General features: G+C 61.3%; 14 protein-coding genes and 1 pseudogene. 10 read left to right on the forward strand and 5 right to left on the reverse strand.

What is annotated here, in order from left to right:
• The first annotated feature begins 49 nt into the window (after nucleotides 1-49).
• A pseudogene (locus M0746_RS22695) lies at nucleotides 50-936 on the forward strand (DMT family transporter).
• Between the two features lie 95 nt (nucleotides 937-1,031).
• Here the strand turns inward: M0746_RS22695 and M0746_RS22700 are convergent.
• From M0746_RS22700 to M0746_RS22710, 3 genes are all read right to left on the reverse strand, one after another.
• A complete protein-coding gene (locus tag M0746_RS22700; RefSeq protein WP_258450664.1) occupies nucleotides 1,032-1,910 on the reverse strand; it encodes an esterase/lipase family protein in 879 nt (292 codons plus the stop codon).
• Nucleotides 1,911-2,001: 91 nt separating this feature from the next.
• Nucleotides 2,002-2,307 (reverse strand): DMT family transporter, encoded by a 306-nt coding sequence (locus M0746_RS22705; RefSeq protein WP_208938927.1) that lies wholly within the window; start codon nucleotides 2,305-2,307, stop codon nucleotides 2,002-2,004.
• Nucleotides 2,307-2,945, reverse strand: coding sequence for an FMN-dependent NADH-azoreductase (locus M0746_RS22710; protein ID WP_258450665.1), 639 nt, complete (start codon nucleotides 2,943-2,945; stop codon nucleotides 2,307-2,309). Before M0746_RS22710 ends, M0746_RS22705 begins: the two co-directional genes overlap by 1 nt.
• Before the next feature lie 108 nt (nucleotides 2,946-3,053).
• On the opposite strand from M0746_RS22710, the gene M0746_RS22715 reads away from it, so the two are divergent.
• Nucleotides 3,054-3,983: a LysR substrate-binding domain-containing protein gene (locus M0746_RS22715; RefSeq protein WP_258450666.1), complete on the forward strand. Its 930-nt coding sequence runs from the start codon at nucleotides 3,054-3,056 to the stop codon at nucleotides 3,981-3,983.
• A gap of 92 nt (nucleotides 3,984-4,075) precedes the next feature.
• Complete coding sequence (locus M0746_RS22720) at nucleotides 4,076-4,609, forward strand: ferritin-like domain-containing protein (protein ID WP_258450667.1); 534 nt, start codon at nucleotides 4,076-4,078, stop codon at nucleotides 4,607-4,609.
• A 206-nt stretch (nucleotides 4,610-4,815) separates the two neighbouring features.
• On the opposite strand, the gene M0746_RS22725 is transcribed toward M0746_RS22720, so the two are convergent.
• On the reverse strand, nucleotides 4,816-6,891 hold the full coding sequence (locus tag M0746_RS22725) for an AsmA family protein (protein WP_258450668.1): 2,076 nt from the start codon (nucleotides 6,889-6,891) through the stop codon (nucleotides 4,816-4,818).
• 385 nt (nucleotides 6,892-7,276) lie between these two features.
• On the opposite strand from M0746_RS22725, the gene M0746_RS22730 reads away from it, so the two are divergent.
• The 7 genes from M0746_RS22730 to M0746_RS22760 all read left to right on the forward strand — a co-directional run bounded on the left by M0746_RS22730 (nucleotide 7,277) and on the right by M0746_RS22760 (nucleotide 12,505).
• Nucleotides 7,277-7,699 carry a hypothetical protein gene (locus M0746_RS22730; protein ID WP_258450669.1) on the forward strand — a complete coding sequence of 141 codons (423 nt, stop codon included), beginning with the start codon at nucleotides 7,277-7,279 and terminating at the stop codon, nucleotides 7,697-7,699.
• A 154-nt stretch (nucleotides 7,700-7,853) separates the two neighbouring features.
• Nucleotides 7,854-8,486 (forward strand): TetR family transcriptional regulator, encoded by a 633-nt coding sequence (locus tag M0746_RS22735; RefSeq protein WP_093105297.1) that lies wholly within the window; start codon nucleotides 7,854-7,856, stop codon nucleotides 8,484-8,486.
• A gap of 289 nt (nucleotides 8,487-8,775) precedes the next feature.
• Entirely contained in the window at nucleotides 8,776-9,276 is a 501-nt protein-coding gene (gene ureE / locus M0746_RS22740; protein ID WP_258450670.1) for an urease accessory protein UreE, read from the forward strand.
• Nucleotides 9,273-9,947 (forward strand): urease accessory protein UreF, encoded by a 675-nt coding sequence (locus M0746_RS22745; protein WP_258450671.1) that lies wholly within the window; start codon nucleotides 9,273-9,275, stop codon nucleotides 9,945-9,947. Before ureE ends, M0746_RS22745 begins: the two co-directional genes overlap by 4 nt.
• Before the next feature lie 12 nt (nucleotides 9,948-9,959).
• Entirely contained in the window at nucleotides 9,960-10,574 is a 615-nt protein-coding gene (ureG, locus tag M0746_RS22750; RefSeq protein ID WP_090280868.1) for an urease accessory protein UreG, read from the forward strand.
• A 27-nt stretch (nucleotides 10,575-10,601) separates the two neighbouring features.
• On the forward strand, nucleotides 10,602-11,174 hold the full coding sequence (locus M0746_RS22755; protein WP_258450672.1) for a HupE/UreJ family protein: 573 nt from the start codon (nucleotides 10,602-10,604) through the stop codon (nucleotides 11,172-11,174).
• A gap of 197 nt (nucleotides 11,175-11,371) precedes the next feature.
• Nucleotides 11,372-12,505, forward strand: a complete 1,134-nt coding sequence (locus tag M0746_RS22760) for an AGE family epimerase/isomerase (protein ID WP_208938937.1) — start codon at nucleotides 11,372-11,374, stop codon at nucleotides 12,503-12,505.
• Nucleotides 12,506-12,598: 93 nt separating this feature from the next.
• Here the strand turns inward: M0746_RS22760 and M0746_RS22765 are convergent, their stop codons facing one another.
• Nucleotides 12,599-13,363 carry an SDR family oxidoreductase gene (locus tag M0746_RS22765; protein WP_208938938.1) on the reverse strand — a complete coding sequence of 255 codons (765 nt, stop codon included), beginning with the start codon at nucleotides 13,361-13,363 and terminating at the stop codon, nucleotides 12,599-12,601.
• Nucleotides 13,364-14,040 lie beyond the last annotated feature (677 nt).

The following is a 14,040-nucleotide window of genomic DNA, read 5'->3' on the forward strand; positions in this document are numbered from 1 at the left end:
CATCCAGACAAGGGATAATTGCCGTTCATCAACGTACTGGTTTCAACTCATGCAATACGCGTTTCCGCTGCTGGCGATTTTTATCTGGGCCGGCAATACCGTGATCAACAAACTGGCGGTCGGGGCGATTTTCCCCGCCGAGATCGGCTTTTACCGCTGGCTGCTGGCGGGCCTCCTGGTCACTCCGTTCATGCTCAAGGCAGTGATCGCGCACTGGCCGCAGATCCGCCCGAACCTGGGCAGGATTTTCATCCTCGGCGTGCTGGGCATGGCGGTGTATCAGAGCCTCGCCTACTTCGCCGCGACCCTGACCACCGCCACTAACATGGGCATCATCCTCTCGCTGATGCCATTGATGTCGCTGGCCATGGCGATCATCAGTCTAGGGCAACGCCTGACTGCCGGGGCGCTGGTCGGCGCGGTGCTGTCGTTCGCCGGGGTGCTGGTGGTGGTGTCGTCCGGCAGCCTCGGCAGCCTGCTGCAACACGGGGTGAATCTGGGCGATGCGATGATGCTGATCGCCACGCTGGCCTATGCGATCTACAGCACGCTGCTGAAAAAATGGCAGCTGCGTTTGCCGCCGCTGGTGTTGTTGTATTTGCAGGTGTTGGTGGCGATCGTCGTGTTGTTTCCGCTGTATGCCGCTTCGCCGAAAACCGGGCTGACCGCGCAGAACATTCCGCTGGTGTTGTACGCCTGCCTGCTGGCATCGATGCTCGCGCCGCTGGCATGGATGCAGGCGGTGCAGCGCCTCGGGCCGAGCCGCACGACGCTGTTCTTCAATTTGCTGCCGTTGATCACCGCGTTGATTGCCGCGGCGGTATTGAAGGAGCAGTTGGCGATGTATCACCTGGTCGGGGGTTGCTGACGTTGGGTGGGGTGGTTTTGTCAGAGCGCTGGACCACAGTGTTGGGCCGCAAGATCAGTATTGCCTGATCAGGCCTCTTCGCGATCAGGCTCGCTCCCACGGGTATCCGCATTCCAATGTGGGAGCGAGCCTGCTCGCTAAAAACGATGACGCGGACGGACTGTCAACACCCAGCCGCCTCCAGCCGCGCCGCATGCTCGACAAACAGCCTTACCGGGTCCGCACCCTTGCCCACCAGCCCCAACGACTGATTGACGATGTCGAAGTGGTCCAGCGGAAAGTCATCGCCAATCACCGTACCCAAGTGTGAGCTGAAGCGACCGACCATGCCGTCGCACTGCCCTGGCTCGCGCACGAAGGTTTTCGCAAACAGGCGACAGCTGCGATTCGTCCCGTCGAACAGATTGCCGCCCCGATCAGTCTTGCCGGGCTGCAACGTGCCTGACCACGAGTAATAGCGCACACCATTGACCTCCTCCGGCCCCTGCCCGCCCCAGGTTCGCGGCAAGCCCTGTGGATAGCGCTGATTGAACAGCGCTACGCCGGCCGTGGTCAGCGAATGGTGCGAGGCATGGATATCCACCGGCAGTTTCGGCCCGTGGTAGCCGCTATCGAGCAAGGCCATGACCCAGCCGACCAGGCGCAGCAGGGCTTCGAGCAGACGCCCCCTGGCGCTGTCGGCGGGGTAATGTTTTTCCAGATGGTCTGCCAGTTCCGAACCGTGATTCGGCCCGGCCACCGACGTCACCGAGGCGACCAGATCCGGGCGTTTCGCCGCCGCATAACGCGCGGTCAGCGCGCCCTGGCTGTGGCCGAACAGGTTGACCTTCGGCGCACCGGTCTCGCGCAGGATTGCATCGATTCGCGCCAGCAACTGCTCGCCACGCACCTCAGTCGAATTGAGCGGCGAGACCTGCACGGCAATCACCGTCGCTCCCGTGCGGCGCAACGCCTTGATGATGCCGTACCAATACGGGTAGAACAGCAGCCGGACAAACCCGAGCATGCCCGGCACCAGCACCAGTGGATAACGTGTCGACATCGGCGGACATCCTTGTGGTTGGTGGGTGGGTGCAAGGTGTGCAAAACGCCCGCCAAGCATCCACGCAGATCATGACAACTCGACCACCAGCCTACTTCAGGCCCACCACCCCCGCCACGATCAGCCCCACCGAAAGCAGTTTGACCAGGGTCAGGCTCTCGCCCAGCAGGGCGAAACCGAGAAACACCGTGCCCAGCGAGCCAATTGCAGTCCAGATCGGGTAAGCGATGCTCACCGGCAGGTCGCGCATGGCCAGGGTCAGAAAATAAATCCCGCCGACCGCCGCAGTCACGGTGATCAACGAAGGCCATGGGCGAGTGAAGCCTTCGGCGTACTTCATACCCATGGCGAACGTCACTTCAAACCCGGCAGCGATCAGCAAGAACAGCCAGGCCATCAGAATGTCCGGGCGAGTTCGAGCAGGCGTTGCTCGGCCTCGGCCACCGACACCGCAAAGGTGCGTTCGGCAGACTCCTCACCCTCGGCGGCGACGACCGTGACGTCATTGATGCCGATGAAACCCAGGGCCGTGCGCAGCCACGGATCGGCATGGTTCAAGGCTTCGAGCTCGCCGCCCGGGCCGAAGCCAAAACCGCCGCGACTGGTGACGATCAGGGCTTTCTTGCCCTGCAACAATGGCGTGTACTGGGCGACGCCGTTGTCCAGTGTGTGGTCGAAGGTCAACCCCAGACGCACAATCTGATCGACCCAGGCCTTGAGGCCGCTGGGCACGTTGAAGTTGTACATCGGCGTAGAAATTAGCAGCAAGTCATGCTCGGACAGTTCAGTCACCAACTCGTCACTCAACGCCAGATCCGCCTGCATCACCAAGGGTCGCGCCTCGGGCTCGGGATAAAACGCCGCCGCCACAAACGCTTCGTTGACCGCTGGAATCAACGCCCGCCCGACCTCACGCCGAGTCACCTGCGCCCCCGAATGACGCGCCTGCCAGGCACGCAAAAACCCTTCCGACAGCCGCCGCGAAGTCGACCGATCGCCCCGCGGACTGCCGTGTACCACAAGAATCCTGCTCATCTATAAATCTCCTGACTAGAATCTGACCACTTGACGCTCGCAGCTTGAAGCTGGCCGCTGCTTCATTTCAAATGAGCAAAAATCAGTCGGGATGAATTGATTTCATCCATGGAGTTACCCATGTTCGCCTCGTTGCCGCTGACCGCCCTGCGTGCCTTTGAATCCGCTTCGCGGCTGCTGAGTTTCAAAGCCGCCGCTGAAGAACTGTCCGTCACGCCCACCGCCATTTCCCATCAGGTTCGCGCGCTGGAAGACTGGCTCGGCATCGCGCTGTTCGAGCGCCTGCCGCGCCAGGTGCGCCTGACCGAGGGCGGCGAGCGGCTGTTTCGCAGCCTGCACGGCGCGCTGCTGGAGGTGGCGCAAAGCGTCGATACCCTGCGCCCGCAACGCAGCGGCAGCAGCCTGACGCTGTCGACCACCGCCGCGTTCGCCGCGCTGTGGCTGGTACCACGGCTCGGGCGTTTCTATGCGCAGCATCCGGACATCAACGTGCGCCTCGACACCCATTGCGAAGTCATCGATCTGCGTCAGGACGCCAGCGTCGATCTGGTGCTGCGCTACAGCCTCGAGGACTACCCGAATCTGTATGGTCTGTGCCTGTTCGATGAGTCGTTCGGCGTCTATGGTTCGCCCGAGCAGGTGGCGCTGGCCGCCCGGCGCACGCCGACGCTGATCAGCGTGCACTGGTACAACTCGAAGCTCTACGCCCATGGCTGGCAAGCGTGGTGCGCAAAGTCTGGCGAGAACTGGCTGAATCCGCCGCCGGCGATCCGCGAATACGATGAAGAGCATTACGCCCTGCAAGCGGCGATCGCCGGACAAGGTCTGGTGCTGGCGAGCAATATTCTGGTTTCGCAGAGCGTCGCCAGCGGTGTGCTGGTGCCGTACCGCGGCGAGGTGCAGGTCGATGGCGCCGGTTACAGCGCCTTGTGTGTGCCGGGCCGCGAGCGGCATCCGCCGGTACGGGCCTTTTTCGCCTGGTTGCGTGAAGAAGCGCAGCGCTGCGGGTTGACCCCAAGGTCGGCGCAAATCGCATAAAACTTTTCGCCATGCTTGTCACTCACAGCTTGGGTAGCGACCGCGTCAGCAGAACGTGGCGACCATCGGATTAGCCTCCTGGAGAGACTCACATGAGCGACGACCTGCATTTGTCAGATGTACCAACCCTGCGCGAACGTGCGCGCCAACACGTCGAAAACGGCGCCGTCACCGAGAGCTACAGCGCCAATCGTGAAGAAGTGCTGCGCTTGCTCAACGAATCGCTGGCCACCGAGCTGGTGTGCACCTTGCGCTATAAACGGCACTACTTCATGGCCACCGGCCTGAAAGCCAAAGCCGCCGCCGATGAATTCCTCGAGCATGCAGTGCAGGAAGCCGAGCACGCTGATCGCCTGGCCGAGCGCATCGTGCAACTGGGCGGTGAACCGGAATTCAATCCCGACCTGCTGAGCAAGCTGTCCCACGCACAATACGTGGCGGGCAATACGCTCAAGGAAATGGTTTACGAAGACCTTGTTGCGGAGCGGATCGCCATCGACAGTTACCGAGAAATCATCCAGTACCTCGGTGACAAGGACCCGACAACCCGGCGCATCTTCGAAGACATTCTGGCCCAGGAAGAAGAACACGCCGATGATATGGCGGACATTCTGAAAGACCTGTAACCCCAGGCTGTTGTGACTCCTAAGCTGATGCAGATCGTTCCCACGCTCTGCGTGGGAACGCCTCAATGGACGCTCTGCGTCCGCTGTTGGGACGCGGAGCGTCCCGGGCTGCATTCCCACGCGGAGCGTGGGAACGATCAAACTGAAGGAATACGTTCAAATGTGGGAGCGAGCCTGCTCGCGAAGGGGTCGTCAAAGGCAACCGATTACTTGGTAGGTTTAACAGTCACCGGCGCCTTGCCCTGCTTCATCTGCTCCAGCAACGGCGCGCACTGGTTCGGCTCGCCGCCGCTTGGCGCGACCAGCGCCAACAGCCCCGCCGCCGGCGCGGCGATCACACCCAGCGCGACCATGCCCGCGCCACGCAGCATCAACGGCACGGCTTTGACCCCGGCATCCGGCTTGATGAACTTGCCCCGCACATACAGCGGCGAACGCAGGGAGATCAGGCGCCAGCCCTTGGATTCCGGCGTCACCGTCAGGTCCAGTTGCTCGGTGGCCATGTTCGCCGTGCCGTCGATGTAGATGATTGCGTTCTCGGTATCGAAGACAAACAGCTGCGTGGTCGCCAGCCCGGTCTTGATATCGAAGTCGGCAGCAGCGCAATTGATCTTCACTTCCTTGTCGCCAAAGATCTTGCCGACCACGTAATTACCAACGTTGAGCCCGGCCAGTTCCATCAGCTCGCGGCTGATCGCGCCGTCGTTGATCAACATTTTCAACTTGCCGTTGGCACCGCCGAGCAGCTTGGCCACCGAGTTGCCGCGTCCGCTGATATCGGCGTCGCCGTTGAGCTCACCGAAACTGGTCTTCATCGGTTCGAAGGTCGGGAACAGCTCCTTGAGCTTGAACTTGCGCGCGGTCAAGCGGGCCCGGCCTTCCAGCGGCTCGGTGCGACCATTGAGGCGAATCTGCGCATCCAGATTGCCACCGGCCACGCCAAAGCGCAGCGGCTCGAGGCTGAGTTCGCCGTCGTCGAGTTTCAAATGGGTATAGAGGTCGGTGAATGGCAGCTTTTCGCTGTGCACGATGCGCTTGCCGGTGAATTCGACGTCAGCGTCCATCGCGCGCCAGCGATCGGTCTTGAACTCCTCGACCGGCAGCACTTTGTCGGTCGGTTGCTTGCTCGCACCGCCACGGGCCTTTTGCTCGGTGTTGGAATCGGCGCCAATCAGCGGCGCGAGATCGGCGAACAACAATTGATTGGAGAGCAGCGCGCCGCTGAGCTTCGGCCGGGGCTGGCTGGCGACGTAAGTCAGGTCGCCATGAATGTCGCTGTCGCCGATCTTGCCGTTGAATTTTTCGTAGGTGAACTTCGCTCCCGCCTCGTCATGCAGTTTGGCGATCAGATGGCCGTCGGTGGAATACAGCGGCGTGTCCGGCAGGGTCACGCCAGTCAGCGGGTAGAGGTTGCCAAGGCTGGCGCCGGCCAGCTTCAGGCGCAGGTCGAGAGCGCCGAGGTTGAGCGGGTCGGTCAGGGTGCCCGCCAGTTCGATGCGGGTGTCGCCGATCTGCGCTTGCGCCTGCAACGGGAAGGGCTTGCGCGCATCCTGCAATGCCAGCAGCCCGCCGATCTTGCCCTGGCCGGTCAGATTCTGGCCGTGGTATTGGCCTTTGACCTTCAGCGCAAACGCATAATCCTGCGGCGCGCCGCCCTGGTCCTGCGCAGTTTTCGCCGCTTTGGCGCCGACGATGTCGCTGTACGGAATCGGCTTGCCGAGCGGATCGATCAGCACATCGAGACGGGTCTTGAGGGTCTGGTCATCGAGCGTGACGTGGCCCTTGTCGAAACCGATGGCGCCAATGTCGACCACCCAATTGGATGGTTCAGCGTTGGGGTCTTTCGGGTCGAACTTGAACACCCAGTTGGCGCGACCGTCGGCCAGGCGTTGCAGCTCGGCATTGGGTTCGGTCAAGTCGATACGTGGAATCACCACGCGCTGCGCCAGCAAAGCCAGCGGCGAGATACGCAGCTCGACCTTTTTCAGGGTGACCATCTGCGCCTGTTTCGACCAGTCCGGGTTACCCAGGCTCAGGTCTTCGGCGACTACATGCGGCCACGGCACCCAGGCACGCCAGCCGCCTTCTTCAGGCTCGCGCTGCCAGATAACCGCCAGGTTGCCGTTGATGGCAAACGCGCGGTGCAGCTCTTCGGAGACTTTGCTGTTGAGGGTGGGTTTGATCCGGTTCCAGTCAAAAAACACGATGATCAGAATCAGCACTGCCAAAAGCAGTACGAGCGTGGCGAAGGTCCAGCTGAAGATTTTTCCAGTGCGCGTCATGCACAAAGCTCCTGATCACGGCTGCGCACCCGGAACCCGACGCACAGTTTGAAACGGCAGACCGAAGCGGCCCTCATGCAGTCTGTGACTGGCGAAAGGCCCGCAGGTTTAATTGAAAGGCAGTTTAAGCCATAAAAAGGCCGGCAAATCTGACCGATTGGTCGAGCAGTGTTACCGCGACCCGCACTTTTGCGAGGCGCGAGTGAGTCGAAAATACCCACCTCGGTGCAAAACCACCGGCCGCAAAGGCCCGATCTAGAGCCTTCGCGGCGAACAATCAATTCTGTTGATTATTACCATTGCGTTTATGAACTTTTATATCGACTTATCGAGAGTAGCATTGCCCTCGTACCCACTTTATCGCCCTCCCAAGGAGCAACCCATCATGAAACGCCAATTACTGCTCAGCCTTACCCTGTCGATGCTAGCCAGCACTGCTTTCGCTCTGCCCGCTGCCGATCAAGCAACTCCGCAAGTCAAATCGAGCCACTCGGTGTTCAGCCAGACCGTAGCGGCCGATGGTTCCGACCGCACGCCACAAGGCCAGACTCTGGCTGAAAACGGCCGCAACCGTCTTGAAGAAAAAGGCCTGGTTGAAGATGGCTACGATAAAACCCCACAAGGCCAGGCTGTCGCCGAAAACGGTCGCAACCGCCTCGAAGAAAAAGGCCTGGTTGAAGACGGTTACGACAAGACTCCACAAGGCCAGGCTGTCGCCGCTGACGGCTTCGACCGCACCCCACAAGGTCAAACCCTTGCCGAAGGTGGTGGTGACCGTGTAATCGAACGCAACAGTGCCTTGAGCTAAGCCCATGGTGGCCTCGAAAAAAAGCCCAATCCCCGGATTGGGCTTTTGACTTTTCTGCCCTGCTGAAACTTCTGCCTCACCTTCTCCCGTTCGACGCCGGCAAAGCCGATTTGCTAGAGTGCGACGCTCGTCCTGCCAAAGAACACGCCCAGCGATGCTGCCCCGCGCCGAACAGAAACAACAGACCCGCAACGCTCTGATGGACGCCGCCCGCCACTTGATGGAAAGCGGCCGCGGTTTCGGCAGCCTGAGCCTGCGTGAAGTCAGCAAAACCGCCGGCATCGTACCCACCGGTTTCTATCGGCATTTTGCCGATATGGACGAACTCGGGCTGGTGCTGGTCAGCGAGGTCGGCCAGACCTTCCGCGAAACCATCCGCCTGGTGCGCCACAACGAATTCGTCATGGGCGGCATTATCGATGCCTCGGTGCGGATCTTTCTCGACGTGGTCAGCGCCAATCGCTCGCAATTCCTGTTTCTGGCCCGCGAGCAATATGGCGGCTCGCTGCCGGTGCGTCAGGCGATTGGCCGCTTGCGCGAGAACATCAGCGCCGACCTTGCCGCCGACCTGGCGTTGATGCCCAAACTGCAACATCTGGACATCGCCGGTCTGAGCGTGATGGCCGACCTGATCGTCAAATCGGTATTCGCCACCCTGCCGGACATTATCGACCCGCCCGCCGAAGCCTTGCCCGAGCACCTGACCCCGCAGGCGAAGATCACCCAGCAGCTGCGCTTCATCTTTATCGGGCTTAAGCACTGGCAGGGGTTGGGCAGTACCGAGTAAACGCAGCCTCCCCCATTTCCATGTAGGAGTGAGCCTGCTCGCGATAGCGGTATGCCAAGCGAAGCGTGTCTATCTGACAAACCGCTATCGCGAGCAGGCTCACTCCTACAAAGGTGCAGCAGCGCCGCATTGATTTGGTGCATGACAAATTCTTCACGCACCAAAACCTTCCAGAAACCTCCCGCCTGTTGAAAGATCAGTCGCGCGCCGACAGTCATTTCCTACAGATCGGCCGATTGGCGCGGCCCTTGCTCTAGCCTGATCATTGTCCATTGCTGGAAGATTTCCGATGCTGGTGATTCACCGCAGAATCGACCCTCAACCCGTCTGGGCCGCCGAGTTGCACCTGACCTTCGAAGCGCGCAGCAAGAGCCGTTTGCGCTGTTTCAGTGCCGAGGGCGAAGACGTCGGGTTGTTTTTGGAGCGCGGCCAGCCGCCGCTGTTTGACGGCGAGTGCCTGCAAGCCGAAGACGGCCGCATCGTCCGCGTCTGCGCCCGCCCCGAGCATTTGCTACACGTCACCTGTGCCAACGCGTTTGAACTGACCCGCGCCGCCTATCACCTCGGTAATCGTCATGTTGCCTTGCAGGTCGGCGATGGCTGGTTGCGCCTGCTCGACGATTACGTGCTCAAGGCCATGCTCGAACAACTGGGTGCGCAGGTCACCGCCATCGAGGCGCCGTTCCAGCCGGAACACGGCGCCTACGGCGGCGGCCATCACCATTCACGCCATGGCGACGAAGACTTCAATTACGCGCCGAAACTCCATCAGTTCGGCGTACGCCTGTGAATCCGGCCTGGGCGCTGTTGCGCCTGGCCAGTCCGCAGTTGCCGATTGGCGGCTACAGCTATTCGCAGGGCCTGGAAATGGCGGTGGACAACGGCCGGGTCAACAACCCCGACAGCGCGCGCCGCTGGATCAGTGATCAGTTGCTGCTCAACCTCGCGCGCTTCGAAGCGCCGCTGCTGCTTGCGCATTGTCAGGCCGCCGCCGATGAACACTGGGCCGAGCTGCTGCAGATCTGCGAACGCCATCGCGCCAGTCGCGAAACCCGCGAGCTGCATCTGGAGAGCCGGCAGATGGGCTACTCGTTGCAGCAACTGCTCAACGGCTTACCCGAGCTCGACGCGCCTGCGCGTGCCTTTCTTGAACAATGCGCCGAACCCCACCTGGCCCTTGGCTGGGCGCTGGCCGCACGCGCCTGGCAGATCAATCCGCAAGACGCGCTCGCCGCGTGGCTGTGGAGCTGGCTGGAAAACCAGCTCGCGGTGCTGATGAAAACCCTGCCGCTGGGCCAGCAAGCCGCGCAGCGCCTGACCAGCGAATTGCTGCCGCTGCTGCAGCAGGCGCAGCACGACGCGACCCGCATCGATCCTGATCACCTCGGCAGCGCCGCGTTTGGCCTGTCCCTGGCGTGCATGGCCCATGAGCGCCAGTACAGCCGCCTCTTTCGCTCTTAGGAGAACCATCAGATGAATACACAACCTCTGCGCGTCGGCATCGGCGGCCCGGTCGGTTCCGGCAAAACCGCATTGACCCTCGCCCTGTGCCTGGCCCTGCGCGAGCGCTACAACCTCGCCGTGGTGACCAACGACATTTACACCCGCGAAGACGCCGATTTCCTCGTACGCAATGAAGCGTTGGCCCCGGAGCGGATCATCGGCGTGGAAACCGGCGGCTGCCCGCACACGGCGATCCGCGAAGACGCCTCGATCAACCTCGAGGCGGTCGATCAACTGAACCGACGTTTTCCGGGCCTCGATCTGATTCTGGTGGAGTCCGGTGGCGACAACCTTTCGGCGACCTTCAGCCCGGAACTGTCCGACCTGACCATCTACGTGATTGACGTCTCGGCCGGCGACAAGCTGCCGCGCAAGGGTGGCCCGGGGATCTGCAAGTCCGACCTGCTGGTGATCAACAAGATCGACCTGGCACCGCTCGTGGGTGCCTCGCTGGAAATGATGGACAGCGACACCCAGCGCATGCGCAACGGCAAGCCGTTCGTTTTCAGCAACCAGAAAACCGGTCAGGGCCTTGAGCAGATCATCGCTTTCATCGAACGCCAGGGCCTGCTGAGCGCAGCCTGATCCACTTATCAACAAGGAAGCTTATCCATGACATTCAAACGCATTGTTGGCGCGCTTGCGCTGCTGCTGACCCCGGCGCTGGCCTTTGCTCATCCGGGGCATGGCGACAGCGGTCTGATCGCCGGCATCGGCCACCCGATTGGTGGCCTCGACCATTTGCTGGCAATGCTCGCCGTCGGTTTGTGGGCCGCGCAACAGCAAGGCGCGGCACGCTGGGCGCTGCCGTGCACGTTTGTCGGCACCATGCTGCTCGGCGGCCTGCTCGGCTTTGAAGGGCTGGAGCTGCCTGCACTGGAAAGCGGCATTGCCGCCTCGGTGCTGGCGCTGGGTCTGGCGGTGGCACTGGCGGTGCGTCCACCGCTGCTCATGGCGGTGGCCGCGACGGCGCTGTTTGCGCTGTTCCATGGCGTGGCGCACGGGCTGGAACTGCCGGAGATGAGCAGCCCGTGGGCGTATGCGGCCGGTTTCGTTGCCGCGACCGCAGCGTTGCATGCCGCCGGTTATGCCGTAGTGCGCTTCTTGCCTCAAGCCGCTGCACCGTTAGTGCGTCTTGCAGGTGCTGCCTCAGCAATCACGGGCGCGTGGCTGCTGGCAGGCTAATCTCCATCGTCTGAGCGGGTCTCATCGCTGGCAAGCCAGCTCCCACAGGGATATTGGGTGTTCACACAATGGTGGACTTACCCAATAACCTGTGGGAGCTGGCTTGCCAGCGATGGCGGCCGATCAGACACCAAACCTTTAAAGGCTGCCTCTCTGCTACCATGTCGCGCAATCGCCCCAGCCCGTGACGCCCGCCCATGCCCCACGCTTGCCGTTCCACCGCCCTGCCCGAATTGTCCGCCCTGTTTGCCGAGGTGCAGCAGCATTTTCTGCATGTCATCGTGCCGCTGTGGCAAGAGCCGGGCTGGAATGCCGACATGGCGTTGCCGTACGAGGCGTTGGACGCCGCACAGCAACCGCTGCCCGTGCAGCGCTATCGGGCCATGGCCTGCGCACGGCAGCTGTACCTGTTTTCCAGCCTGATCGGGGTTGTGGATAACGCTGAAGTTCGCGCGGCGGCGCTGTTCCGTTCGCTGCAACGGCATTTTCACGATGCCGAGCACGGCGGCTGGTTCTACAGCATCGATGCCCAAGGCAAGCCGCTGGATCAGCGCAAGGACCTCTACACCCACGCGTTCATCCTGTTCGCCTGCGCGCATTACTGGGCCAAATCCGCTGATCCGCTGGTCGAGTCGACATTGAATGCCGCGCTGGAAATCATCGGCCGTCGCTTCGCCACCGGCGATGGTCTTTACGAGGCGTGTCTGGATCGCAACTGGATCAGCCTGCAAACCGGCCCGCTGCAAAACCCGCTGATGCATCTGGCCGAAGCCTTCCTTGCGACGCTGGCCGTGCGCGAAGACCCGCAGACGCAAAAGGACCTGCTCGCGTTATGCACAGCCATGCACAAACACTTCGTCGATCCGCAATATGGCGTGTTGATGGAGAAGCCGCTCGGTGCTGTGGATAACTGGTACGAACCGGGCCATCAATTCGAATGGTATTTCCTGCTGCAATCCTCGCCGCTGCTACGCGACTCGAAATTGCACCGGGCACTGGATCGCGCATTTGCCTTTACCGAGCAGTACGGTGTGCTCGAAGCCTGCGGCGCGGTGCGCGCCATGCTCGATCTGGAAAGCAACGGACGGCCGCGGGATTCGACCCAGCGAATCTGGGCTCAGGCGGAATACCTGCGTGCACTGACATTGCGTCCGGACAGTGAAGCGGCAGTGCTGCGCCAATTGCAGGCGTTGCAGCAGCGCTTTCTGCATGCTGGCGGCTGGTATGAGTGTCGGGATGAGCAGGGAGAGGTCAGTCGCAAGGACATGCCTTCCACTACGCCGTATCACTTGGCGACTTGCTACAGCGGATTGGCTGAATATCTGCGCTGATCTATAGATCGCTTTCGCGAGCAGGCTCGCTCCCACATTGGAATGCGTTCCTCCGTGGGAGCGAGCCTGCTCGCGAATGGCTTCAGCGCGGTCTCAAGCCTTGTTACGCTCAATGGCAAACCCGGCCCAGGTCTGGCTCACCGGCATCAGCTCCAGGCTGTTGATGTTGATGTGCGCTGGCGTGTTCATCACCCAGAAAATAGTTTCGGCGATGTCTTGCGGCTGGATCGGCTCGGCGCCAGCGTAGGTCGCGTTGTAACGCTCCTGATCCCCGGCGAAACGCACCAGCGAGAACTCGCTTTCACACAGCCCCGGCTCGATGTTGCTGACCCGCACGCCGGTACCCTGCAAGTCGCAGCGCAGGTTCAGCGAGAACTGTTTGACGAAGGCCTTGGTCGCGCCATAGACGTGGCTGCCCGGATACGGGTAGTTACCGGCAATGGAGCCAAGGTTGATGATACCGGCGCCGCGGCCGTGAGCGATCAGGCGTGGCAGCAACAGGCGGGTGGCGTACATCAGACCTTTGACGTTGGTGTCGACCATGGTGTCCCAGTCATCCAGATCGCACTTCGGCGCCGGGTCGACACCCAGGGCCAGCCCGGCGTTATTGATCAGGCCGCGCAGGGTGGCGAACGACGGTGGCAGGTTGGCGATTGCCTCCTCCATCGCTTTGCGATCCCGTACATCCAGCACCAGACCGTGCACTTCGGTCTGCTTCGAAAGCTCGGCGCAGAGCGCAGTCAGGCGTTCTTCACGACGGCCGGTCAGCACCAGTTTCCAGCCAGCCTCGGCAAAACGACGGGCACAGGCTTCACCAAAACCGGAGGTCGCGCCGGTGATAAACAGGGTGTTGGACATCGTGTTCTCCTTGCTTCGGCCACCGCGGCAGCCCTTGGAATAGAAAATCAGCAGGCAGCATGCCCGCCCGCGCTTTTACGGGCAACTGTCACGCGCTGTACAAAAAACAATCAAGCGTGCCAACGCCATAGCCGCCGTGGCCTGTAGCCATGTACGCGCATGTTATCCACAGTCCGTTCCACAGTTTTCGGGGGCAAGTGGAATTGCGCAAAGCCACGCCACACAAGGCTTTGCGGGCGAAACAGAAAGTTTTTTGCTTGACCCGGCAACGGCAGTTATGCCGGACAGGGCGTCGTGCACGATAGAACGCTCAGCGCAGTGATTGCGCAAGGCCAGTGCTGACGGCCCTTGGCGCGGTCTTTCCAGAGTTTAATCACAGACTTATCCACAGGCATGCATACGGACGAGAGGCCATGCTCGCGGCACGATAAAAAGGTTGACAATGGCGCGTGCCGCACTCTCAAAACCGCCCGATCAAAATATGATCAATCGCCTGAAAGCCCCGTAATACAAGGCGCGCAGCTTAATACACCCATGTTATTCACAGCCAGCTCCACAGCAAACGGGGACAAGTCAAAACCGTGGAAAAACAGCTGTTTGCAGCGTCTATATGTCGCGCTTTGGCAGCTTGGTGGATTTGTTTTCCACAATTGTGCCGAGGGTCACTGCGTTACCTG

The sequence above is a fragment of the Pseudomonas sp. S11P7 genome, assembly GCF_023195435.1.
GTDB classification, from domain to species: Bacteria; Pseudomonadota; Gammaproteobacteria; order Pseudomonadales; family Pseudomonadaceae; genus Aquipseudomonas; species Aquipseudomonas fluorescens_G.

Excerpts from the sequence above, each read along its gene's own strand:
- M0746_RS22700 (WP_258450664.1), bottom strand. The coding sequence starts at position 1,910 with ATGTCGACACGTTATCCACTGGTGCTGGTGCCGGGCATGCTCGGGTTT.
- M0746_RS22705 (WP_208938927.1), bottom strand. The coding sequence starts at position 2,307 with ATGGCCTGGCTGTTCTTGCTGATCGCTGCCGGGTTTGAAGTGACGTTC.
- M0746_RS22710 (WP_258450665.1), bottom strand. The coding sequence starts at position 2,945 with ATGAGCAGGATTCTTGTGGTACACGGCAGTCCGCGGGGCGATCGGTCG.
- M0746_RS22715 (WP_258450666.1), top strand. The coding sequence starts at position 3,054 with ATGGAGTTACCCATGTTCGCCTCGTTGCCGCTGACCGCCCTGCGTGCC.
- M0746_RS22720 (WP_258450667.1), top strand. The coding sequence starts at position 4,076 with ATGAGCGACGACCTGCATTTGTCAGATGTACCAACCCTGCGCGAACGT.
- M0746_RS22725 (WP_258450668.1), bottom strand. The coding sequence starts at position 6,891 with ATGACGCGCACTGGAAAAATCTTCAGCTGGACCTTCGCCACGCTCGTA.
- M0746_RS22730 (WP_258450669.1), top strand. The coding sequence starts at position 7,277 with ATGAAACGCCAATTACTGCTCAGCCTTACCCTGTCGATGCTAGCCAGC.
- M0746_RS22735 (WP_093105297.1), top strand. The coding sequence starts at position 7,854 with ATGCTGCCCCGCGCCGAACAGAAACAACAGACCCGCAACGCTCTGATG.
- ureE (WP_258450670.1), top strand. The coding sequence starts at position 8,776 with ATGCTGGTGATTCACCGCAGAATCGACCCTCAACCCGTCTGGGCCGCC.
- ureG (WP_090280868.1), top strand. The coding sequence starts at position 9,960 with ATGAATACACAACCTCTGCGCGTCGGCATCGGCGGCCCGGTCGGTTCC.
- M0746_RS22755 (WP_258450672.1), top strand. The coding sequence starts at position 10,602 with ATGACATTCAAACGCATTGTTGGCGCGCTTGCGCTGCTGCTGACCCCG.
- M0746_RS22760 (WP_208938937.1), top strand. The coding sequence starts at position 11,372 with ATGCCCCACGCTTGCCGTTCCACCGCCCTGCCCGAATTGTCCGCCCTG.
- M0746_RS22765 (WP_208938938.1), bottom strand. The coding sequence starts at position 13,363 with ATGTCCAACACCCTGTTTATCACCGGCGCGACCTCCGGTTTTGGTGAA.